Annotated in this window: 21 protein-coding genes; 11 read left to right on the top strand and 10 right to left on the bottom strand. The window is 60.0% G+C overall.

Annotated elements, in window-relative coordinates; genetic code table 11:
• Positions 1 to 5: 5 nt before the first annotated feature.
• Positions 6 to 536: a flavin reductase gene (locus tag PY650_RS06465; RefSeq protein WP_432761494.1), complete on the bottom strand. Its 531-nt coding sequence runs from the start codon at positions 534 to 536 to the stop codon at positions 6 to 8.
• A gap of 257 nt (positions 537 to 793) precedes the next feature.
• Here PY650_RS06465 and PY650_RS06460 point away from each other — a divergent pair, with 257 nt between their 5' ends.
• From PY650_RS06460 to PY650_RS06450, 3 genes are all read left to right on the top strand, one after another.
• Entirely contained in the window at positions 794 to 1,366 is a 573-nt protein-coding gene (locus PY650_RS06460) for a TetR/AcrR family transcriptional regulator (protein WP_285878223.1), read from the top strand.
• A 54-nt stretch (positions 1,367 to 1,420) separates the two neighbouring features.
• On the top strand, positions 1,421 to 2,290 hold the full coding sequence (locus PY650_RS06455) for an oxidoreductase (protein ID WP_285878222.1): 870 nt from the start codon (positions 1,421 to 1,423) through the stop codon (positions 2,288 to 2,290).
• Positions 2,291 to 2,474: 184 nt separating this feature from the next.
• On the top strand, positions 2,475 to 3,272 hold the full coding sequence (locus PY650_RS06450; protein ID WP_285878221.1) for a creatininase family protein: 798 nt from the start codon (positions 2,475 to 2,477) through the stop codon (positions 3,270 to 3,272).
• On the opposite strand, the gene PY650_RS06445 is transcribed toward PY650_RS06450, so the two are convergent.
• Entirely contained in the window at positions 3,260 to 4,228 is a 969-nt protein-coding gene (locus tag PY650_RS06445) for a LysR family transcriptional regulator (RefSeq protein ID WP_285878220.1), read from the bottom strand. The genes PY650_RS06450 and PY650_RS06445 overlap by 13 nt on opposite strands.
• Before the next feature lie 184 nt (positions 4,229 to 4,412).
• Here PY650_RS06445 and PY650_RS06440 point away from each other — a divergent pair, with 184 nt between their 5' ends.
• From PY650_RS06440 to PY650_RS06415, 6 genes are all read left to right on the top strand, one after another.
• The gene (locus PY650_RS06440; protein WP_285878219.1) at positions 4,413 to 5,429 is read left to right on the top strand and encodes an ABC transporter substrate-binding protein; all 1,017 of its coding nucleotides are present in this window, start codon (positions 4,413 to 4,415) and stop codon (positions 5,427 to 5,429) included.
• Between the two features lie 239 nt (positions 5,430 to 5,668).
• On the top strand, positions 5,669 to 6,496 hold the full coding sequence (locus tag PY650_RS06435; protein ID WP_285878218.1) for an ABC transporter ATP-binding protein: 828 nt from the start codon (positions 5,669 to 5,671) through the stop codon (positions 6,494 to 6,496).
• Positions 6,493 to 7,359, top strand: coding sequence for an ABC transporter permease (locus PY650_RS06430; RefSeq protein ID WP_285878217.1), 867 nt, complete (start codon positions 6,493 to 6,495; stop codon positions 7,357 to 7,359). Before PY650_RS06435 ends, PY650_RS06430 begins: the two co-directional genes overlap by 4 nt.
• A complete protein-coding gene (locus tag PY650_RS06425) occupies positions 7,359 to 8,672 on the top strand; it encodes a cytosine deaminase (protein ID WP_285878216.1) in 1,314 nt (437 codons plus the stop codon). Before PY650_RS06430 ends, PY650_RS06425 begins: the two co-directional genes overlap by 1 nt.
• Position 8,673: 1 nt before the next feature.
• On the top strand, positions 8,674 to 10,083 hold the full coding sequence (locus PY650_RS06420) for an FAD-binding oxidoreductase (protein WP_285878215.1): 1,410 nt from the start codon (positions 8,674 to 8,676) through the stop codon (positions 10,081 to 10,083).
• Positions 10,080 to 10,661, top strand: coding sequence for an NAD(P)H-dependent oxidoreductase (locus PY650_RS06415; protein ID WP_285878214.1), 582 nt, complete (start codon positions 10,080 to 10,082; stop codon positions 10,659 to 10,661). Before PY650_RS06420 ends, PY650_RS06415 begins: the two co-directional genes overlap by 4 nt.
• 42 nt (positions 10,662 to 10,703) lie before the next feature.
• Here the strand turns inward: PY650_RS06415 and PY650_RS06410 are convergent, their stop codons facing one another.
• Positions 10,704 to 11,093 (bottom strand): RidA family protein, encoded by a 390-nt coding sequence (locus tag PY650_RS06410; protein WP_285878213.1) that lies wholly within the window; start codon positions 11,091 to 11,093, stop codon positions 10,704 to 10,706.
• A gap of 60 nt (positions 11,094 to 11,153) precedes the next feature.
• Complete coding sequence (locus PY650_RS06405) at positions 11,154 to 12,050, bottom strand: DMT family transporter (protein ID WP_285878212.1); 897 nt, start codon at positions 12,048 to 12,050, stop codon at positions 11,154 to 11,156.
• A gap of 250 nt (positions 12,051 to 12,300) precedes the next feature.
• Here PY650_RS06405 and PY650_RS06400 point away from each other — a divergent pair, with 250 nt between their 5' ends.
• On the top strand, positions 12,301 to 12,726 hold the full coding sequence (locus PY650_RS06400) for a hypothetical protein (protein WP_285878211.1): 426 nt from the start codon (positions 12,301 to 12,303) through the stop codon (positions 12,724 to 12,726).
• Between the two features lie 51 nt (positions 12,727 to 12,777).
• Here the strand turns inward: PY650_RS06400 and PY650_RS06395 are convergent, their stop codons facing one another.
• The 5 genes from PY650_RS06395 to PY650_RS06375 all read right to left on the bottom strand — a co-directional run bounded on the left by PY650_RS06395 (position 12,778) and on the right by PY650_RS06375 (position 18,960).
• Positions 12,778 to 13,389: an alpha/beta hydrolase gene (locus PY650_RS06395; RefSeq protein WP_285878210.1), complete on the bottom strand. Its 612-nt coding sequence runs from the start codon at positions 13,387 to 13,389 to the stop codon at positions 12,778 to 12,780.
• Positions 13,390 to 13,403: 14 nt separating this feature from the next.
• A complete protein-coding gene (locus PY650_RS06390) occupies positions 13,404 to 14,336 on the bottom strand; it encodes a VOC family protein (protein WP_285878209.1) in 933 nt (310 codons plus the stop codon).
• Between the two features lie 140 nt (positions 14,337 to 14,476).
• Positions 14,477 to 15,178 (bottom strand): uracil-DNA glycosylase, encoded by a 702-nt coding sequence (gene ung, locus PY650_RS06385; RefSeq protein WP_285878208.1) that lies wholly within the window; start codon positions 15,176 to 15,178, stop codon positions 14,477 to 14,479.
• Between the two features lie 446 nt (positions 15,179 to 15,624).
• Positions 15,625 to 18,072, bottom strand: coding sequence for a GcvT family protein (locus PY650_RS06380; protein ID WP_285878207.1), 2,448 nt, complete (start codon positions 18,070 to 18,072; stop codon positions 15,625 to 15,627).
• A 9-nt stretch (positions 18,073 to 18,081) separates the two neighbouring features.
• A complete protein-coding gene (locus tag PY650_RS06375) occupies positions 18,082 to 18,960 on the bottom strand; it encodes a phosphotransferase (RefSeq protein WP_285878206.1) in 879 nt (292 codons plus the stop codon).
• 333 nt (positions 18,961 to 19,293) lie between these two features.
• On the opposite strand from PY650_RS06375, the gene PY650_RS06370 reads away from it, so the two are divergent.
• The gene (locus tag PY650_RS06370) at positions 19,294 to 20,103 is read left to right on the top strand and encodes a DeoR/GlpR family DNA-binding transcription regulator (RefSeq protein WP_285878204.1); all 810 of its coding nucleotides are present in this window, start codon (positions 19,294 to 19,296) and stop codon (positions 20,101 to 20,103) included.
• Here the strand turns inward: PY650_RS06370 and PY650_RS06365 are convergent, their stop codons facing one another.
• Positions 20,104 to 20,982 carry a LysR substrate-binding domain-containing protein gene (locus PY650_RS06365; protein ID WP_285878203.1) on the bottom strand — a complete coding sequence of 293 codons (879 nt, stop codon included), beginning with the start codon at positions 20,980 to 20,982 and terminating at the stop codon, positions 20,104 to 20,106.
• Between the last annotated feature and the right edge of the window lie 5 nt (positions 20,983 to 20,987).

Here is a 20,987-nt window from a genome sequence, read left to right as displayed (position 1 = left end):
CCGGCCTATCCGGCGGGGTGATAGGCTCGGTCGAAATAGATGAGCCCCTGCCCGCCGTCGCGCAGGCGGATGGTGTCGACTTCGCACATCAGGATATCGTGCGTGCCGCCATCGGCCTGATGCACGATACGGCAATCGAACGAAACGAGCGCATCTTCCAATGCCGGCGAGCCAGTCGACAGTTCCGACCAAGCGGCCGCGGCAAAACGCTCCGCTACCGGCGTCTTGCCGCCGAAAAGGCGCGACAGGCCCTGATGACCCTCGGACAGCACGTTGACGCAGAGCACGCCGTTTTGCGTAACAGCCGGATGAACCGAAGCAGTCCGGTTCAGACAGACGAGCAGTGTCGGCGGACTGTCGGTGACGCTGCAAACAGCAGTCGCTGCAAACCCTGCCATCCCCGCCGGTCCATTGGTGGTCACGATGCTGACGGCAGCCGCCATCCGCGCCATGGCGTTGCGGAACTCGGATTTGACCATATCGGGATCGGCGACGGGCACCGCCTTCTCGATCGCCACGGATGTTTTCATATTCATTCCATCATCCCCACAACTCGCGCCGGATCTGGGGAAAGGTAGTGGGTCAAGACGCTTGCCTCAAGCAACGGCATTTCACAGAACCTGCCTTTGACGAGCAATTAGTTTTCTATAAAATCTATAAACAAACAGAAAACCAGTTCCGTTCCGACCCATATCGCATATTTCTTGAATTTGGAAAAGCGGACCATCGTTGACATCATTAAGCGCAACCCTTATAACTGAGGATGTACTCACTCATTAAATGAATTGAAGCCATGGCACGACCCCTCAGCGAAGAAAAGCGTAGCGCCATATTGGCGGCAGCCGCCGAGGCCGTAGCGTCTCTTGGAGTTTCCGCCTCGACCGCGAAGATCGCCAAGGATGCCGGCATCGCCGAGGGGACATTGTTTGTCTATTTCCCGACCAAGGACGATTTGCTCAACGAGCTCTACCTTGCGCTCAAAACGGACATGAAGGCTACAATCGCTGCCGGCTATCCGACAGAGGCGAGCGTGAAAGCACGTTGCGAGCACCTGTGGAACCAATCCATCGATTGGGGAGCGAAAAACCCGGCAAAACGGAGAGCGCTGCGCCAGCTTGGCGTTTCGGACAAAGTGACCGAGGCGACCCGCAAGGCCGGCATGGCCACTTTCCGAGATATCCAATCGATGCTGGAGGAGGGCTTTCAATCAGGCATATTCCGGCAGCAGCCGAAGGACATGCTTAGCGCCACCACCGACGTGCTGACTGATATGGTCCTCGAATTCATCCACCGCGATCCTGGCAATATCGAAAGCTACCGTCGCTCAGGCTTCGAGACCTACTGGGGCGCGATTTCCAATAAATGATCCCTTTTTATTTCGGCATATAATGAGCATGTACTCACTCAAAAGGAGACGAAGATGTCAAAGACATGGCTGATAACAGGAAGCGCCAGTGGACTGGGGCGCACGCTCGCCGAGGCCGTTCTCGGTAATGGTGACCGTCTGGTGGCGACGGCACGCAATCCGGGTCGGCTGGATGACCTGGCGAAACAATATGGCGATCGGATCACGATCGCCACCCTCGACGTCACCGACGCCGCCGCGGCGAAAGCGGCGGTCCAAATAGCCGTCGATACCTTCGGCGGCATCGACGTGCTCGTCAACAATGCCGGCTTCGGACATAGGTCGCCGTTCGAACAGACATCGGATGACGAGTTCAAAGCGCAGATCGACACGAACTTCTACGGTGTCGTCAACCTGACGCGAGCCGCCCTGCCGGTCATGCGCGCGCAACGTTTCGGCCACATCATCAACATCTCCTCAGTCGGCGGCCGCGTCGGCACACCAGGCCTCAGCGCCTATCAGGCGGCCAAATGGGCGGTCGGTGGCTTCACCGAGGTCCTCGCCAAGGAAGTCGCATCTTTCGGCGTCAAGGTTACGGCGCTCGAACCCGGCAGCATGCGCACCAACTGGGCACAGACTGCTGCCGGCACCAATGTCGAACTGTTACCCGACTATCAACCGAGCGTCGGTGCTGTCTATGGCATGCTGAAGCATCTCGCGGGCAAGGAATTCGGCGACCCGCAAAAAATCGCGAAGGTAATCCTCGATCTGGCGCAAAGGGACACTCTGCCCAACCACCTCCTCCTCGGCCGCGATGCCCTCTTCGTCTTTGGCTTGGCGGAAGCGGCGCGCACAAAGGAAGCGGCGGAATGGGAGCAAGTTAGCCGCTCAACCGATTTCGAGGGCAGCGACCTCTCGGTCTTTACCGGCGGTGCGCTCGAATGAAGCCTTGACTGGCATTTACAGCCATCCTCAGGAGACGGAGCTTCGCGGCCGATAACGGTCGCGATGCTGGGTGCGCACGACGTGCACGCAAAAAGGCAGCACCACGCCCGCAAATTGATGCTTTCCCCCGCTATCATCCTTGCCGTATCCGTTACAAAAGCGAAGCGCATGAGAGGAATTGGCGATGGCAAAGCCCTTCTATTGGAACGAACTGACGACCTATGATTTCGCCGGCCTCTCGCCCGACACCACGATCGCCATCCTGCCGATCGCCTCGACCGAGCAGCACGGCCCGCATCTGCCGATCGCGACCGACGTCGCCATCGCAAACGGCATGCTGGCCGAGCTAAGGACACAACGCCCAGACGACCTGGACTTCCTGGTGTTGCCGACGCAGGAAATCGGCAAGGCCAACGAACATATCCACGGCCCCGGCACGCTGTCCCTCGGCGCCGAGCTGCTGATCCCGGTCTGGACGGCGATTGGCGCGGAGGTTGCCGAGACCGGCATTCGCAAGATGGTGATCGTCAATTCGCATGGCGGCAATCTCGACATCATGGGCATCGTTGCACGCGAATTGCGGGTGCGCTGCCAGATGGCGGTCGTTGCCACGCAATGGACGCGTTTCGGCACGCCGGACGGCATGATCAGCGACCACGAGCAGCGCTACGGCATCCATGGCGGGGACGTCGAGACCTCGCTGATGTTGCATTTCCGCCCCGAGCTGGTGCAGATGGACAAGGCAGAGAATTTCGCCTCCAAGGCGGAATGGATGAAGGAGCAGTCGAACTATCTGCAGCCGCTGCCGCCGCATTCACTCGCTTGGATCGCCCACGATCTCAATCCCAACGGCGTCGTCGGCAATGCCGCCAACGCCACGGCGGAAAAAGGCGCGCTCATCTGCCGCCACCAGGTGCAGGGCTTCATCGAATTGATGCGCGATCTCAGGGACTATCCCTTGTCGAACCTCTATTCGAAATAAGCTTCCGGCCGGCGGCGTTCCGATGCCGCCGAAATGTGCCCCTTGACCTGCAGCTCCTCCACCAGCCCGGCCAGTTCGGCAAGCAGATATTCCACGAACAGGCTCGTCGCTGCGTCGAGCGGCGCACGCGTGCGGGCAAAGAGCTTCATCGGCTGATGCCGCGAATGCGGCTCGGCGATCGACCGGAACACGAGTTCGCCGCGCCGGCATTCGGTGATGACATCGAGCGGGTTCAACAGCGTCAGCCCTGCCCCGCATTTGACCAGCTGCTTCAACATCTCCGACGCGTTGCTTTCCAACACGGGCTCCACTTGTAGCGGTAGCCGCGCCAGAGTGAGATTGATGACGTCGCGCAGGCTGGTGCCTGGCTGCGCCAGCAGCAGCCGCTCTTCTACGACATCGGCGAGATTGATCGGCCCCGGCCCGATCAGCGGATGCCCCGGCGGCAGCACGACCCCAATCGGAATATCGAAATTGCCGAGCGAACGGATGCCCGGTGTCGCCGGGATGTTGAAGCCCAGGCCGATGTCGACTTCGCCCGACAGCACCGGCGCCAAGGTCGTGGAGCCGGAATCGTTTCGCAGCTGGATGAAGACGCGCGGATGTTCGGAAAGAAAGCGCGCGATGATCTCCGGCAGCGGCCCGGAGGCAAGCCCGACGGTCGTGACAATCCTGACCTTGCCGGCCTGCTGCATCTTCAAACTGCGGATGCGCCCTTCCAGCCGCTCATAATTCTTCAAAACCTCGCGGATATGCTCGATGCAGAGCTCGCCTGCCGCAGTCAGTCTGAGGCCGCGCGGCAGCCGCTCGAACAGCGGCGCTCCCATCTCCTCTTCCAGCGCCAGAATCTGCCGGTTGATCGCCGAGGACGCTACATTGAGCCTCGCCGCCGCCTTTCGGATCGAGCCGCAGCGGGCAATCTCGTTGATGTAAAGAAGCCGTCTCGAGTGCAGCATGCATATCCCCATTGCATAAATTTTGCCCAGGCCGCACAATTTAGGCACAGGCGCAAGCTGAGATGCCTAAAAGGCATCAATGCGCACGAATTTTGATGCTTTTCAAAGCGCAACGCAATCGCTCAAATGCGGAAAATGGGCGTCAATCGCGGCGTCCGATGGCAGATAAGGGGAACAACCGGCCATGTCCAATGCATTGAAGACCAAAGCATTTCTCGCCGTCATGGGCCTCGTCGCCGCTGTCGCTGTCGCGCAGCCGGCAAGCGCCCTCGACAAGGTGACCTATGGGACCAACTGGTTGGCCGAGGCCGAACATGGCGGCTTCTACCAGGCGATCGCCGACGGCACGTACAAGAAATATGGCCTGGATGTCGAAATCGTTCAGGGTGGCCCGAACGCTGCCAACCAAGCGCTGCTGATTTCCGGCAAGATCGATTTCTACATGGGCAGCCCGCAGCAGGAAATCGATGCGGTCAAACAGGGCATCCCGATCGTCGACGTCGCCGCCATCTTCCAGAAGGACCCGCAGGTGCTGATCGCCCATCCTGATGCCGGTGTCGAAAAATTCGAGGACCTCGCCAAACTGCCGACGATCTTCCTCGGCAAGGACGGCTACGTCACTTTCTTCGAATGGATGAAGGCCAACTTCCGGGGCTTCAAGGACGAACAGTACAAGCCCTATAATTTCAGCCCGGCGCCATTCCTCGCCGACAAGCAGTCGGCGCAGCAGGGTTACCTGACCTCCGAACCCTATGAAATCCAGAAGCAGACCGGCTGGGAACCGAAGGTCTTCCTGCTCGCCGACAGCGGCTATTCGCCCTATTCGACGATGATCACGACGCAGACGTCACTCGTTCAGAAAAACCCGGACCTCGTGCAGCGTTTCGTCAACGCCTCGATCGAAGGCTGGTACAACTATCTCTACGGTGACAACAAGGCGGCCAACGAACTGATCAAGAAGGACAATCCTGACATGACCGACGGCCAGATCGCCTATTCCATCGCGAAGATGAAGGAATACGGCATCCTGGAGTCCGGTGACGCAGCGGACAAGGGTATCGGCTGCATCACCGATGCGCACTACAAGAAGTTCTTCGACCAAATGGTGCAGATCAAGCTCTTCGAGGCGGATACGGATTACAAGAAGGCTTTTGACCCGCAGTTCGCGTGCAAGGGCGTTGGCATGTCGTTGAAAAAGTGACGATCAAGCAGAGCAGCCCCTCACCCTTTCCCTCTGCCCGCTCGCGGGGAAAGGCAATGACAGAGTATAAGACGCGTGCGCCGAACAAAAAGAGCTGCTGCTTCCGCCACAGGCCATGGTGACTGAGATCGGCGGGCAGGAACACGATAGTCCCCTCTCCCTTCACGCGGGGAGAGGTCTAGGGTTAGGGGCAATTCTTGCTCCGAAGCCGCCTGCTGACATCGACAGAGAGCCAGAGTATGACCACACCCAATGCAACCGCTGCCCCCACGACAGAAGCGCGCAAGCGGCCGCTGGTCGTCATGGAACAGGTCTCCAAAGTCTTTTCCAACGGCACGCTGGCGCTTTCCGGCATGTCGCTCAATGTTGAAAGCGGCGAGTTCATTAGCCTGCTCGGCCCTTCCGGCTGCGGCAAGTCGACGGCGCTGCGCATCATTGCCGGCCTCGGCGGCGCCTCCAGCGGCACAATCGACTGGCCGAGTTCACGCATTAATTCCAAAGGGGTGCCGGAGGGCGATATCGGTTTCGTTTTTCAGGAGCCGACACTGCTTCCCTGGAAAACCGTCTTCGACAATGTCCATCTGCCGTTGAAGCTGCGCGGCGTTGCCAAAGTCGCCGCCTACGACCAGATCATGGCAACACTGGCGACCGTCGGCCTGCAGGATTTCGCGGATGCTTACCCGCGCGAATTGTCCGGCGGCATGAAGATGCGCGTCTCCATCGCTCGCGCGCTGGTTACCAAGCCGAAGCTGCTGCTGCTGGATGAGCCTTTTGCGGCGCTCGACGAGATCACCCGCCAAAAACTCAACGACGATGTGCTGCGGCTGTGGAGGAACACCGGCATTACGGTGATCTTCGTCACTCACTCCGTCTACGAGTCCGCCTATCTCTCAAACCGCATCGTCGTGATGAAGGCGCGCCCCGGCCGTGTGCACGCCGATTTTCCACTGGACACCAGCGGCGAACGCGACCTCCTCTACCGGTCTTCCGAGGAATATCGCCAGGTTTGTGAAAAGGTCTCCCGTTCCCTGATCGAGGCCATTGGTTGGCCGGAGGCGCATTCATGAGCGACAGCACCAGCCTACCCGTCAACCTTCAGACAGAAACCGCCGATGCGCCATCAGAATTCGCCATCCGAACTGGGATTGCCGAACGTTCGCTCGGCATTCTCGTGCCGCTGCTGACCGTGACCGTATTGATCCTCCTCTGGCAGCTTCTTGTCGTTGGCGCCGGCATCCCGCAATATATCCTGCCTAGTCCGCTCGCCGTTGCGAAATCGCTGGTGTCCGATTGGGGCGTCCTTTCGCCGGCGCTCTGGGTAACGACCGAAATCACCTTCATCTCGTTGGCGCTTGCGCTGATCGGCGGCGTCGGCTTCGCGATCTTCCTCGTGCAATCGCGCTGGATCGAACTCGCCTTCTATCCGCTCGCCGTCATCCTGCAGGTGACACCGATCGTGGCGATCGCGCCGTTGATCCTGATCTACGCGCCTACCCGCGAATCCGCGCTGCTGATCTGCGGCTTCCTCGTCGCCTTCTTTCCGATCCTCTCCAACATGGTGCAAGGGCTGAAGAGCGTCGACCATAACCTCTTGAATCTTTTCGATCTCTATGGCGCCTCGCGCTGGCAGACGCTGTTGCATCTGAAGCTGCCGGCAGCCCAGCCTTATTTCATGACAGGCCTCAGAATCGGCGGCGGCCTATCGCTGATCGCCTCCGTGGTCGCTGAATTTGCCGCTGGCTCCGGTGGCCCCAATTCCGGCCTCGCCTTCCGCCTGCTGGAGGCGCAATACCGACAGAACATGCCGCGCCTGTTCGCCGCCCTGCTGCTGCTATCGGCACTCGGTGTCGCCATCTTCGCCCTCACCTCCTTCATCTCATGGCTGAGCCTGCATCGCTGGCATGAAAGCAGCCTCAAGCGGGAGAACTGATGTCCTACTCCTTCATGTCCCCGCCGAACGCCGCGCGCTTCGTGCTGAGCAACGCCACCGTCCCCGCAGTGACTGTCGCAGGCTTCACCGGTCCGTCAAGCGAAGGCCTCATGAAAGCCGACATCGTCGTTGCCGATGGCCTCATCAAGGACATCCTGCCAGCGGGCAGCGCGCCGGCGGAATTCGCCAAGGCCGACATGAGGGACGGCATGGTCTGGCCGACCTTTGCCGACATGCATACTCATATCGACAAGGGCCATATCTGGGAGCGCCGTGCCAATCCGGACGGCAGTTTCGTGGGCGCGCTCGAGGCCGTGCGTGCCGATCGCGAGGCCAATTGGTCGGCTGACGATGTCAGGAAGCGCATGGAATTTTCGCTGCGCTCGGCCTATGCCCACGGCACCAGCCTGATCCGTACCCATCTCGACTCACTGGCACCCCAGCACCGCATTTCCTTCGAGGTTTTCTCGCAGATGCGCGAGACCTGGAAAGAAAAGATCGCGCTACAGGCCGTCGCTCTTTTCCCGCTGGATGCCATGGCCGATGACGCCTTCTTCGCCGACCTCCTCATGGTGATCCGCGATGCCGGCGGCCTGATCGGCGGCGTCACGCAGACGAACCCCGATATCGACCGCCAGCTCGACAAGCTGATCCGTGCCGCCGCGGACTACGGTCTCGATATCGACCTTCATGTCGACGAGACCGAGGACAAACAGGTTCTGACGCTGAAGGCGATCGCCGAGGCGGTGCTGCGCAACGGCTTCACTGGCAAGGTTACCGCCGGCCATTGTTGCTCTCTCGCCCGCCAAGATGAGGATACTGTCGCTGCCACCATCGACCTTGTCGCCAAGGCGGGGATTTCGGTCGTCTCGCTGCCAATGTGCAACATGTATCTGCAGGACCGCCACGCGGGCCGAACGCCGCGCTGGCGCGGCGTGACATTGCTGCATGAATTGGCTGCCGCGGGCGTGCCGACCGCGGTTGCCTCCGACAATACCCGCGATCCCTTCTACGCCTATGGCGACCTCGACCCCGTCGAGGTCTTCCGCGAAGCCGTGCGGATCCTGCATCTCGACCATCCGCTGGATACCGCCGCCCGGGTGATCACCACCTCTGCTTCAGCCATTCTCGGCCGCCCCGATGTTGGTCGCATCGCCGTGGGTGGCCCTGCCGATCTCGTCCTCTTCAGTGCAAGGCGCTGGAGCGAATTCCTCTCCCGTCCGCAGTCCGACCGCGTCGTCCTTCGCAAAGGCAAGGTGATCGACCGCAGCCTGCCGGATTACCGCGAACTCGACACCGTTATTGGAGCCTGACATGCCGGACTATCAGCTCATCAAGAAAGAACTCGAAGGTATCGCCGTCGAAGACAATCCGGCGCTGGTGCGCCAGAAGAGCCGGGATTTCTACTGGTATTCGCCAATCCTGAAGGCACAGCTCGACAATGTCACCGCCGATCTCGTGGTGACGCCGAAGACTGAGGAAGAGGTTATCCGCACACTGAAGGTGGCCTATGCCCATGATGTGCCCGTCACCCCGCGCGGCTCCGGCACCGGCAATTACGGCCAGGCCATGCCGCTCTCCGGCGGCATCGTGCTGAACCTCGCTGCCATGAACAAGGTCAAGCAAATTCATCCCGGTCGCGTCATCTGCGAGCCGGGCATCGTCATTGCCGAACTCGACCGCCAGACCAAGGCGCATTCCGGCCAGGAGCTGCGCTTTCACCCCTCTACCGCGCAGACGGCGACCATCGGCGGCTTCATCGCCGGCGGCTCCGGCGGCGTTGGCTCGATCACGTGGGGCGGGTTGCGCGACATCGGCAATATCCTCCGCTTGCGCGTCGTCACGATGGAAGCCGAACCGCGCGTGCTCGACCTCACCGGTTGGGACCTGACCAAGGTCAGCCACGCCTACGGGACCAATGGCATCATCACCGAGATCGAAATGCCGCTCGCCCCGGCCTATGACTGGGTGGATGTACTGGTCGGCTATGACGATTTCATGGACTCCGTGCGCTTCTCGGACGCGCTGGCCAAATGCAACGGCATCCTGGTCAAGGAGATTGCGCCCATCGCGGCACCCATCCCTTTCGAATATTTTGCCCGCCACAAGCCCTACATTCGTCAAGGCCAATCGATCGTGGCGCTGATGATCGCGCCGCATGCCATGGACCCGTTCCTGGCCTTCACCAGCCAGCAGAAGGGCGAGATCACCTTCCGTTCCGACAAGGTCGAGAGCATGAAGGGTATTCCGCACGCCTATGAACTCGCCTGGAACCACACGACACTGCGCGCCATCAAGGTCGACCCGACCATCACCTATCTGCAAGTGCAATATCCGGGCCCGGATCACGTCGCCAAGGTACAGAAGATGGTCGAGATCTTCGGCGACGAGGTGCCTGGCCATCTCGAGTTCATCAGGTTCGACGGCCAGATCCAGTGTTCCGGCCTGCCGCTGGTGCGTTACACGTCGGAGGCGCGGCTGGAAGAGATCATCCGCATCCATCAGGATCACGGCTGCCCCATCTTCAATCCCCACCGCTATACGCTGGAGGAAGGCGGCATGAAGCAGACGGACACTGTCCAGCTCGCCTTCAAGAAGGAGACCGACCCGAAGGGCCTGCTGAACCCCGGCAAGATGATCGCCTGGGACAATCCCAACTTCGATTTCGCGGCCGGCCAGAACTATCTCTTCCCCGGTCTTGCGGCGCTGATGGAGGCCTCATGAGGGTTCTCGTGCTCCATTCGCATCCCGTCGAAGAGAGTTTTGGTGCGGCCCTGCACCGGCAGACGATCGAGAGCCTGAAGGCAGCCGGGCACGAGGTCGACGACTGCAACCTCTACGCCGAGGGCTTCGACCCCGTGCTATCGCGCCATGATCGGATGATTTACCACGACTATCCAATGAATACCGAAGCGGTGAAATCCTATGTCGAGCGGCTCCAGCGCGCCGAAGCACTGGTTATTGTCACGCCGGTCTGGAATTTCGGCTTTCCAGCGATCCTGAAAGGCTACTTCGACCGCGTCTGGCTGCCGGGCGTCACCTTCGAACTCGTGAACGGCAAGGTGACTTCGAAGCTACGGCATATCCGAAAGCTCGGCGCTGTGATGACCTATGGCGCCGATCCTTTTCGCGCCTTCATCGTCGGCAATCCGCCGAAGAAAATCATCAAGCGCATGCTCCGCGCCATGATCAAACCCTTCGCTCCCGTCGTCTTCCTCGCCCAATACGACATGAACCGTTCGACGGAAGAGACGAGAAAGCGTTTTCTGGAGAGGGTGCGGCGGGAGATGGAGCGCTTCTGATCGGCGAACAGACGGAGCACGGTTTGCCACGGAGGTTTTCCCTCACATCACCTTCGCCGCCGTTACCTCGACCTCCACGAGAAACTCCGGCCGCGTAAACCCACCGACGATGATCAGTGTCGAGACCGGCTTCGGATCGAGCGTATATCGGTCACGCACGGCCATATAGGCAGGGAAATCCTCGCGTCTGGTGACGAAGCCGGAAATGCGGATGACGTCGGCGAAACTCATATCCGCCTCTTCGAGGATCGCCTTGATCGCCAAAAAGCAGAGCTCGGCCTGGCTCGTGATGTCAGATGGAACGCTGTCACCAAGGGCGATACCAAGCTGGCCTGACGTGACCAAGAGACTCGCGCCCGGCGGCACCAGCAGGCCGTGATTGTAGTTGCCGAAGGGGCGGCGGACGGCTGGCGGATTGATGATCTTTTTCATTCTATCGGTTCCCATTGGTCGCGCCGATTTCAGCATTTCACCGGCAACTGGGCAAGGCGCTCAGAGCACCTGCGCCGGCTCTACTGCCCGGTTTCGCCGGACTTCCAGCAGGATATGGCCGAAGAGCGCTGCAAGCACGATCGCGCCGCCGATCAAGGTCGGCTGCGACGGCCGCTCGGCGAGGAAGATCCAGACCCACAATGGCGTCAGCGGCACCTCGAGCGAGGTCAGAAGGCTCGCATCGGCAGCCGGTATCAGCCGCGCGCCGAAAGTATAAAGGCTAAGACCCATGGCGTTCTGAATGATGCCGAAGGCGATGATCAGGCCGAGATCATGTCCCGACACCAGCATCGGCGAAGCGAACCAGAAGGTGATGAAGGAGCAGAGCCAGGCAGACAAGGCCATCGCCGGCAGCATCGGCACATCTCGGTGCTGGCGCATGACGACGGCAAGGCCGGCGACCGTAACCGTCATGATGCCCGCCAGGACCTTGCCGAGCCAACCACCGCTATCACCCGCATCGCCGGAGAGCATGACGAGCACCCCGACAAGAGCCACGGCGCTGGCAACCAAGGTCGCCATGCTTGGACGCTCCCTGATGAAGACATAGGCGACACCCGCAGTGACGAAGGGCACGGTCGCATAGATGACCATCGCATCGGCGACGGAGGTATAATAGATCGAGCCAATGCCGCTGATCATCGACGCGGTGGAAAACACCGTCGCCGCCAGCGACGGCCAACGCATGGCGCGAAGAATGCGCCAGGCCCTGCCGCGCTCAAGATAGAAGAACAGAGCAAAGACGCCGAGGCCCGAGACGATGCCGCGACAAAAGAGGATGGTCATCAAATCCGCATGGATCGAGCGCACGAACAGGCCGGAGCTCGACCAAGCCAGGGCTGAGCACGCCACATAGATTACGCCCAGCCGATATTGCTGCTGCTCCGCCAGCGTCACGACGAATCCCCCAACCCTTTTAGGCTTCGACTATTAGCGAGCGCCGGGACGAGCGACAAGCAGAGCTTGCGGCGCGGCGTGACGCGAATGCAAGAAGAAGTGCGGCGGTTGCAGGAGTGCCACGCTTATATTTGTGTACCTGATTTATCGCTGCCAGGCTTCCGGCGAATTCAACAGGAAACAGCCCGTCCGTCTTGCGGATATTTTGAGTGTCCTTACGGTGTGGCAAGTTTCGGGAGAGGGAGAATCAATGCAGCTTTTGCTGGCAAGCCTATTTGCATGCGGCTGTGTGAGCTTGGTGGATGCCGTACCATGGCCCGCCGCCGAAACCTTTATCAATCCCTTGGCGGAATGCAGCCAAAGCAGCGTTCCAAGCGCTTGCCGGAAGACACGGGATAGTTGGAAAACCGAATTTGGCGCCGCCATTGCAGGGAAATATCGGGCGCAACGAAATGTGGCGTTCTGCCTGAGTACAGGCTGCGACAACGCGATCCAGCCAGACAAGATCCTCGGCTGCGCATGGCAAATCGTGATCGCAAAATCCGGGCACTCGGAAACGGATAGCGCCGACACCATCAATCTCGAGCATTTCTGCGGATCGGGCTATATCGATCAGGCCGGCAGGCAGGCAGCTGATGCGCAAGCAAAGGCGATGTTGATCATGATCGGAAAATAGCTGGGCGCACAGCGGTCGATGACTGCCATGCGCCCAAAGCTTTGCCCGCATTTACGCGTAGGGTGCGAAGAAGCTGTGGATCGCTTCGATCTCGTTCTGGCGGATGTCGTGGCCGCCCGAATGCCAGTCGAGCCTTACCTCGGCCTTCTGCCGGGAAAAATAATCCGCCAGTGCCTTGGTCACCGGCGCCGGCGAGATCGGGTCGCGTTCGCCGGCGGTGATCAGCACTCGCCTACCGTCGAGCTTTTCGTTGTCGCGCGGCTGAAACGGGATCAGCGGATGCATCAGCACGGCGGCGTCGAAGAGCTCGCCATGCTCGATCAGCACATTGGCGAGAATATTGGCTCCATTGGAGAAACCGAGGCCGAGCACCTGCGAGGCACCGTGGTCTACGGCTAGGCCTTTGACATAGGTGGCCATCTTCTCCGTGGCGCGGGCAAGATCCGCCATGTCGTAGACCCCCTCACCCGTACGCCGGAAAAAGCGCGCTGCGCCATATTCCGAGACGTCGCCACGTGGCGAGACGATGGTCGCTTCCGGCAGCAGGCGGCTGGCGAAATCGAAGAATTGGTTCTCGTCGCCACCCGTACCGTGGAAGGTGAAGAGAATAGGCTTACCGGGTGCACCGGGCTTCACCCGGTGCACATAGGTCGCATTCGTCATGATAACCCCCGTAATTAGGCGTCCAGCGGTTCGAGATGCTGCTCGAGCAGTGCGCGCAGATGAGCGTGCTGTTCCGGCAGCTTCAGCGCCTCGCCGAGATGGGCCGTATCTTCGTCGCGGTTGAAACCGGGCTCGTTGGTGGCGACTTCGAACAGCACGCCGCCCGGCGTGCGGAAATAGATCGCCCAGAAGTAATCGCGGTCGATGACCGGCGTGACCTGATATCCCGTATCCATCAGCGCCTTGCGTACTTCGAGTTGCTTTGCGCGGTTCTCGACGGCAAAGGCAACGTGGTGGACAGAACCCGCTCCGGGAAGCGCACGGCCGATGTTCGGCATGGTTTCGAGGTCGACGAAATCTGCGCCGTTGCCGCCGGGAATAGCCAGCCGCTTGACGCCTTCATGCGTATCGACCACTTCATAGCCCATATACTTCAGCAGTTCGCCCGTTGCGCCCTCGTCCCGCAGCCGCATGGCGACGGAATGAAAGCCTCTGATGGCGTGTTCGGCATCGACCCCGCCATGCGTCCAGGGCTCGCGATGATCGTCCTTGACCTCGACAAGCGCAAAGCCGTCACCATCCGGACCGGCGAAATGCAGGCGCTTCTGGCCGAAGGATTCATCGGTCTTCAGAGCTTCGACGCCCTGCTTGCCGAGCCGTTCGGTCCAATAACCGATTGAGCCTTCCGGAACGGAGAATAAGGTATTGCCGACTTCGCCGGTACCCGGACGGCCGCGCGCCATCTTCGGGAACGGGAAATAGGTCATGACCGTACCTGGGGTACCGATCTCGTCACCATAGTAAAGGTGATAGACATCCGGCGCATCGAAATTGACGGTCTTCTTCACACGGCGCAGGCCAAGAGTATTCGTGAAGAACTTATTGTTGGTGCGGGCATCTTCCGCCATCGACGTAACGTGGTGAAGGCCCTTGATCTGAGTGAGCATCTTTAACCCCTTGTCTCGCCCGCAACAGCAGGCGTTTCTGATGAGCAGAAGATGGTCTCAGAGGCCGCTTTTCGATAGCCCCCAATAGCCAAACGGATTGTTTCTGATCGTTGAACAATAAAAGGCAGTCGTTCAATGCATCAGCCATTGCCCGGATCACTCGGCAGAGCCCAGTCGATCGGATCCCTGCCGTGCTCGCTCAAATAGGCATTGGCTTTGGAGAAGTGCCGGCAGCCGAGGAAGCCGTTATGGGCTGAAAGAGGCGACGGATGCGCGGCTTTCAGCACGAGATGCCGCTCGGTATCGACGAAGGCGGCTTTCTTCTGCGCGTAGGAGCCCCACAACATGAAGACGACGCCGTCGCATTCGTCATTGACGCGGCCAATGACAGCGTCAGTGAAGCGTTCCCAGCCCTTGCCCTGATGCGAGGCGGCCTGGGATTCCTCGACCGTGAGCACGCTGTTGAGCAGCAATACACCCTGCCTCGCCCAGCTTTCCAGAAAGCCGTGGCGTGCCGGCGGAATGCCGAGATCGGTTTCCAGTTCCTTGTAGATATTGACCAGCGACGGCGGAATGCGCACGCCTGGACGAACGCTGAAGCACAGGCCATGCGCCTGGCCGATGCCATGATAGGGATCCTGCCCGAGGATCACGACCTGCACTTCATCGAGCGGCGTCAGGTCCAAGGCTCGGAAATATTCGCTGCCGCGCGGAAAGATCACCTTGCCGCGCTGCTTTTCTTCAACAAGAAAGGATTTGAGCTGCTGCATATAAGGGCTGACGAATTCCTCCGACAGCGCCTCTTTCCAGCTTTCCTCCAGCTTGACGCCCGCCTCCGCCATCGTCCCTCGCCTTTATCTTTTGTCAGCATGTCGATTGAGGATGAAAGGGAAGGCAAGTCAAGAAAATGGCTGGTGCGGCGACAGGGAGATCACAGTTTTTGAGAGGTAGCACGGCCTGTTTCCAATCTCACGCGGCAAATGCCAATTGCGGCGACTTCCGGCCCAAGTGCACAGCATATTGCCTATCAATCTCAATCAAGGCAGCCGGCAGATCGTACGGCAAGCGACGTGACAGGGCTACCGGTGAAATCCCATTTCAAGCGAATTCGGCCAAAAGACGTTGTCGAGTGGGACGGCACTTACAGGTACGGCCCTGATATCAAAGACCCAATCTGAACGACAGCACGTCGTCCTCTAAAGGAACCCGTCGTTGGCGTTATAACGGCCGCTTCTGGCGGCGCAAACCGGCCAAAGTCACCACCCCCCTCAGACAAGTCTTTGCGTGATCAATCCTTGATCCGCGCCATCTGCGGATCGTAGAGCGGCTTCAGCGACACCCGGCAAGGCACGCGCTGCTGCGCGACATCGAGCTCGTACTGGCCGCTGAGCACAAAATCCTCGGTCACGCCATCGGGATCGCGGACGTAGCCGTAGCCGATCGGCTTGCCGATCGTGTAACCGTAGCCGCCGCTCGATAGCCAGCCGACGCGCTGGCCGTTGCGATAGATTGTCTCGCGGCCGAGGAGCACGGTTTCTGGATTATCAGGCACGAAGCAGGCGAGCAACTTCTTCACCCCCGAAGCCAGTTGTCGCTCGATGGCTTGCCGGCCGCGGAAAGCGATATTCTTCCTCATCTTCACCGCCCAGCTCAGTCCTGCCTCGACTGGCGTGTGATCGGGACCGATGTCGGAACCCCAGGCACGATATCCCTTTTCCAGCCGGCAGCTTTCGATCGCGCGGTAGCCGGCATTGGCCAAACCGTGCTCGCGGCCGGCGGCCATCAGAGCGTCGTAGACGGTGGCCGCATACTCCACCGGCACATGCAGCTCGTAACCGAGCTCGCCGACATAGGTCACGCGCAGCGCGCGAACCGGGCAACCGGCGATGCCGATGGTCTTCACGCGCAGGAAAGGAAATGCCGCATTAGATACATCATCCGAGGTGACGGCTTCCAACACTCTGCGCGAATTCGGTCCCATCAGCGACAGCACGGAATAGGCGGAGGTGATATCCACCAGTTCGGCATGCAGCTCGGCCGGAATATTCCTGGCGATCCAGTCGAAATCATGCGTGGCGAAGCCGGTGCCCGTGGTGATGCAGAATTCGTTCTCGGCGACACGCGCCACGGTGACATCGCATTCAATACCGCCCCTGTCGTTCAGCATCTGCGTATAGGTCAGGGCGCCGACCGGCTTGGCGACGTCGTTGGCGGCGATCCAGGAGAGCGTCGCTTCGGCATCTCGTCCCTTCAAAACGAATTTTGCAAACGAGGTCTGATCGAAGATCACGGCCGCCTCGCGCACCGCCCTGTGCTCACGCCCGACGGCATCGAACCAGTTCTGGCGGCCATAGGTGTAGATGTCCTTCGGCTCCTCGCCGGCAAAAAGGTCGGCGAACCAATTCGGCCGCTCCCAGCCGAGCTTTTCGCCGAAACAGGCGCCCTGCGCCTTCAGCCGATCGTAGAGCGGCGACTTGCGGCAGGGGCGGCCACTCGACTGCTCCTCGAATGGCCAGGCCATGGTGTAGTGCTTGCCATAGGCTTCGAGCGTGCGAGTGCGCACCCAATCCGTATCGAAATGTGGGCGACCGAAGCGCCTGATGTCGACCGGCCAGAGATCATAGGGCGGCTCGCCCTTCACCACCCACTCGGCGAGCGCCATGCCAGCCCCGCCCGCGGAAGCAATGCCGAAGGCGTTGAAGCCGGCGCCGACGAAGAAGTTCCGAAGCTCCGGCGCTTCGCCGAGGATGAAATTGCCGTCGGGCGTAAAGCTCTCCGGCCCGTTCAGAAGCTGCTTGATGCCCGCCGTCTGCAGCGCCGGCACACGCATCAGAGCCTGCTCCATGATCTGCTCGAAATGATTGAAGTTGCTATCGAGCAGCGTGTAGTGAAACTCCTTGGGAATGCCGTCGATCGCCCAAGGGATCGGATTCGGCTCATAACCGCCCATGACCAATCCGCCGACCTCTTCCTTGTAATAGGTCAACCTGTCGGGATCGCGCAGCGTCGGCAGGTTTGAGGGCACACCGAAGGATTCGGTGACGAGATACTGATGCTCGACGGACACGAGTGGCACGTTGACGCCGAAGCGCGCAGCAAAACTCCTCGTCCACTGCCCGGCGCAGACCACGACGCGCTCGCATTCGATGCGGCCTTTGGCGGTGATGACCGCACGGATTTTGCCCTTGTCGATTTCCAGATCGAGGACTTCGGTGTCCTCGAAAATGGAAACGCCGGCCATGCGCGCGCCCTTGGCCAGCGCCTGCGTGATATCGGAGGGATTGGCCTGTCCGTCGGTCGGCAGATAGGCCGCACCGACCAGATCGTCGATATCCATCAGCGGCCAGTGATCGAAAGCTTCCTTGGGCGTCAGCAGATGCATCTGCAGTCCGAAGGATTGCGCCGTCGTCGCCTGTCTTTTTACCTCCGTCCAGCGTGCTTCGTTGCAGGCAAGGCGCAAACCGCCATTCATCTTCCAGCCGGTGGCAAGCCCGGTCTCGGCCTCCAGCCTCTTATAGAGTTCGACGGAATAGCCGAGCATCTGCGTGATATTGGCACTAGTCCGCAATTGCCCAACGAGACCGGCGGCATGGAACGTGGTGCCTGAGGTCAGTTGCTTTCGCTCCAGAAGGACGGTGTCGGTCAGCCCGAGCTTGGCAAGATGGTAGGCTGTCGAACAGCCGACGATACCGCCGCCGATGACGACCGCCTTCGCTGTTTGGGGCAGTTCTTTCATCGCATCACCTCATAAACTCCGGAATGATTGATATGCGCGTTCAAATCGCGCCAAATTTTCGCTCGTATAGGCTGAATAATCGAAATTGATATGGGAATGGATTTCAGAAACCATGCTCCACATCGCCTCGCGCAGCAGCGAGGCGCATTTCATTGCCTGATAGCGCCGGCGCAGACCGTCGCCTGCCGGCGCCTCGAAATAGGCCTCCAGCATCACCGTTTCCTGGTCGACGGAGAGCTCGTTGTTGGATGCAAGGCCGCCAAGGTCGAAGAGCGGCGTGTTGAAGCCGGCATAGTCCCAATCGATCAGCCAAAGCCTTTTTCCATCGTCGAGGAAATTGCCAGCCAGCAGGTCATTATGGCCGAAAGCAATGTCGAAAGGCTTGGCAGCCTGCTCCAGTCGCTCGGCAATATCGAGGAAAGAAGGAAGCAACGCACTATGGCGACTACCGCCCTCTTCGAGAACGGCGGCATAGTCGCGCACCACGTGGAAAACCCAGAAAATCACGCCGGCGCCACGAAAATATTTCGCGACATTCTGGTGGCAGGAGCGAACAAGCGGTACAATGCGCGCCAGCATCTGGGGGTCGCGAATATCCTTCGCCGCAAGTGGTTTGGCATCGATGTAATCCAGTACAAGGACACCCGGCTCAAAGTGTATGACAGCGGGCGAGAGCCCGGCTGCATGTGCGGCTTTGCTCGCGGCCAACTCGTTGGCACGGCTGATATGGTGAACTGGAATGTCCGTTCCTAGTCTGACGACGAAGTGCTGGGCACCGTCGGTCACCAGGTAATTGCGATTGGTAATGCCACCCGCGAGCGGAGCAATCTCGATCGGTCCGCGCCAAATGCCAAGAGCGTATATCTTGTCTTCGGGCGTTACGGTCATCCCTCCTCCGGCGCGATTGTGACACGTCTTTCGGATGCAAAAGGTTCCCCACAAAAGGAGAACTGTCAAGAACTAGCCACAAAATGAAACGCGTATTTGGTTTTTTGTTGGATTATGCGGGCAAACAGGGTTTAATCCATATTGGGCTATGGATAATCGCAACACAAAGCTTCACCGTAGGCGGGATTTGACCTAAAAATTCAATCTCGAGGTGATTGGAGCGAAATCACTTGTATTCGCGTTGGTATCGCGCCCTGGATGTTTGACCAGATGTGGTCTTATCCGAAGCCGTTTGGCAGATTTTGAGATCATGCCGTAGACAGGATCGATACTATGTCGGAAATCGTCCAGGCGCCGCTTCATTCGAACCATCGGGAACGCGAGATCCTCGAGGAGCTTCGGCTCGCGGGCGGCGCAAGCCGTATTCAGTTTCTCGCGGAACGGCTGGCGGTCTCTGAAGAGACCATCCGCCGCAATATCCGCAGCCTGGAGGCCAACGGTCTCGTCACCAAAGTGCATGGCGGTGTCCATATCAAGGACTCAATCATCGAGCAGCCTCTGCATTTCCGGATGAACGAGAACGCAGAGGCCAAGCGCATGATCGCCGCCCGCGTCGCGGCTATGATCCAGAATGGCGACACGCTTTTCCTCGATATCGGCTCCACGACGGCGTTCATTGCGGTCGCGTTGCAGAAACATCAGAACCTGTTCATCGTCACCAATGCCGTCTCGGTGGCACACGCGCTCGCGACCCGCAACGGCAACCGCGTCTTCTTCGCGGGCGGCGAGCTGCGCGGCCACGACGGCGGCGCCTTCGGCATGGAAGCGACAAACTTCCTGCGCCGTTTCAATGTTCGCCACGCGGTATTGTCCGTCGGCGCCGTCAACGCCGTCTCCGGCTTCATGCTGCACGATCTGGAGGAGGCGGAATATTCTCGCGAAGCTGCGCGGCGCGCCGAAAACCGCATCATTGTCGCCGACAGCGCCAAATTCGGCCGCAGCGCCCCGATCGTTATCGATGATCCGGCCATCTACGACATGATGGTCACCGACGATGTGCCGCCTGCGGATATCCGCGCCATGCTCGACCGCAACGAGATCGATCTCGTCGTCGCGAGCCAGCGCAGGATGGAGCAGCGATAGCTACCAGCACATGCCTTCCAGCGTCAACGCCGCCTTGCTGGCATGGCGCTCCTTGTGGCGCAGTAGACGGAAGCTGCGGGCGGGCAAGTCGAAGGCTGCCCGAACCAGCAATCCTTGCTGCAGATAAGCCATGGCCGCCGCGCTCGAGATGGCGGCCGCGCTCTGTCCATATGAGACCGCCGACAGCACGGCTTCGTTCGATGGCAGCACCAATGCCACGTCGAGATGGTGCGGCGAGGTACCGAGCTTGATGATGGCATTTTCGAATTCGGACCTCGTGCCCGAACCTTCCTCGCGCATAACCCACGATGTACCGGTGGCAAGATCGGCGACGCTCAACTGCCGCCCATCGGCCCAGGGATGATCCGGCGGCACGACGATGACAAGCGCATCCTGCGCCACGACCTTCATCGACAGAACCGGCGCATCCACCTCCCCTTCGACGAAACCCAGCTCAGCGGTGCCCTCGATCACCGCCTCGGTGACCGTACGCGTATTGCCGATCGTCAGATCGAGGTCGATGCCGGGGTAGTCGCGATGAAACCGCATCAGCACGGTCGGCAGCCAATAGCTCGCTATGGTCTGGCTGGCGCGCAGGCTAAGCCGGCCGCGCTGCAATCCACCGAGCTCGGAAAGCATAAGCTCTGCCGAACGCACGCGGGCGAGCGTCGCCTTGGCCTCGCCGAGAAAGGTCCGGCCTGTTTCAGTCAGCTCGATCCGCCGGCCGACGCGATGAAACAGCTCGACACCGTAATAGGCCTCGAGGTTCTTGATCGCCGCGCTGACCGCCGACGGTGTCAAATGGATGGCCTCTGCCGCATGGGTCAGATGTTCTCGCTCGGCGACGGCGACAAAAATGGCGAGTTGCTCAAAGGTCATGGGAA

Origin of the sequence: Martinezella calliandrae (genome assembly GCF_030272695.1) — a bacterium.
Taxonomy (GTDB): Bacteria; Pseudomonadota; Alphaproteobacteria; order Rhizobiales; family Rhizobiaceae; genus Rhizobium; species Rhizobium calliandrae.
This window is presented reverse-complemented; position numbering and strand designations above follow the sequence as displayed.

What these genes read in the sequence shown, in the direction of transcription:
- PY650_RS06455 (WP_285878222.1), top strand. Translation starts at nt 1,421, where the DNA reads ATGTCAAAGACATGGCTGATAACAGGAAGCGCCAGTGGACTGGGGCGC.
- PY650_RS06445 (WP_285878220.1), bottom strand. Translation starts at nt 4,228, where the DNA reads ATGCTGCACTCGAGACGGCTTCTTTACATCAACGAGATTGCCCGCTGC.
- PY650_RS06430 (WP_285878217.1), top strand. Translation starts at nt 6,493, where the DNA reads ATGAGCGACAGCACCAGCCTACCCGTCAACCTTCAGACAGAAACCGCC.
- PY650_RS06465 (WP_432761494.1), bottom strand. Translation starts at nt 536, where the DNA reads ATGAATATGAAAACATCCGTGGCGATCGAGAAGGCGGTGCCCGTCGCC.
- PY650_RS06390 (WP_285878209.1), bottom strand. Translation starts at nt 14,336, where the DNA reads ATGCTCACTCAGATCAAGGGCCTTCACCACGTTACGTCGATGGCGGAA.
- PY650_RS06420 (WP_285878215.1), top strand. Translation starts at nt 8,674, where the DNA reads ATGCCGGACTATCAGCTCATCAAGAAAGAACTCGAAGGTATCGCCGTC.
- PY650_RS06410 (WP_285878213.1), bottom strand. Translation starts at nt 11,093, where the DNA reads ATGAAAAAGATCATCAATCCGCCAGCCGTCCGCCGCCCCTTCGGCAAC.
- PY650_RS06380 (WP_285878207.1), bottom strand. Translation starts at nt 18,072, where the DNA reads ATGAAAGAACTGCCCCAAACAGCGAAGGCGGTCGTCATCGGCGGCGGT.
- PY650_RS06460 (WP_285878223.1), top strand. Translation starts at nt 794, where the DNA reads ATGGCACGACCCCTCAGCGAAGAAAAGCGTAGCGCCATATTGGCGGCA.
- PY650_RS06395 (WP_285878210.1), bottom strand. Translation starts at nt 13,389, where the DNA reads ATGACGAATGCGACCTATGTGCACCGGGTGAAGCCCGGTGCACCCGGT.
- ung (WP_285878208.1), bottom strand. Translation starts at nt 15,178, where the DNA reads ATGGCGGAGGCGGGCGTCAAGCTGGAGGAAAGCTGGAAAGAGGCGCTG.
- PY650_RS06440 (WP_285878219.1), top strand. Translation starts at nt 4,413, where the DNA reads ATGTCCAATGCATTGAAGACCAAAGCATTTCTCGCCGTCATGGGCCTC.
- PY650_RS06415 (WP_285878214.1), top strand. Translation starts at nt 10,080, where the DNA reads ATGAGGGTTCTCGTGCTCCATTCGCATCCCGTCGAAGAGAGTTTTGGT.
- PY650_RS06375 (WP_285878206.1), bottom strand. Translation starts at nt 18,960, where the DNA reads ATGACCGTAACGCCCGAAGACAAGATATACGCTCTTGGCATTTGGCGC.
- PY650_RS06365 (WP_285878203.1), bottom strand. Translation starts at nt 20,982, where the DNA reads ATGACCTTTGAGCAACTCGCCATTTTTGTCGCCGTCGCCGAGCGAGAA.
- PY650_RS06400 (WP_285878211.1), top strand. Translation starts at nt 12,301, where the DNA reads ATGCAGCTTTTGCTGGCAAGCCTATTTGCATGCGGCTGTGTGAGCTTG.
- PY650_RS06425 (WP_285878216.1), top strand. Translation starts at nt 7,359, where the DNA reads ATGTCCTACTCCTTCATGTCCCCGCCGAACGCCGCGCGCTTCGTGCTG.
- PY650_RS06370 (WP_285878204.1), top strand. Translation starts at nt 19,294, where the DNA reads ATGTCGGAAATCGTCCAGGCGCCGCTTCATTCGAACCATCGGGAACGC.
- PY650_RS06450 (WP_285878221.1), top strand. Translation starts at nt 2,475, where the DNA reads ATGGCAAAGCCCTTCTATTGGAACGAACTGACGACCTATGATTTCGCC.
- PY650_RS06435 (WP_285878218.1), top strand. Translation starts at nt 5,669, where the DNA reads ATGACCACACCCAATGCAACCGCTGCCCCCACGACAGAAGCGCGCAAG.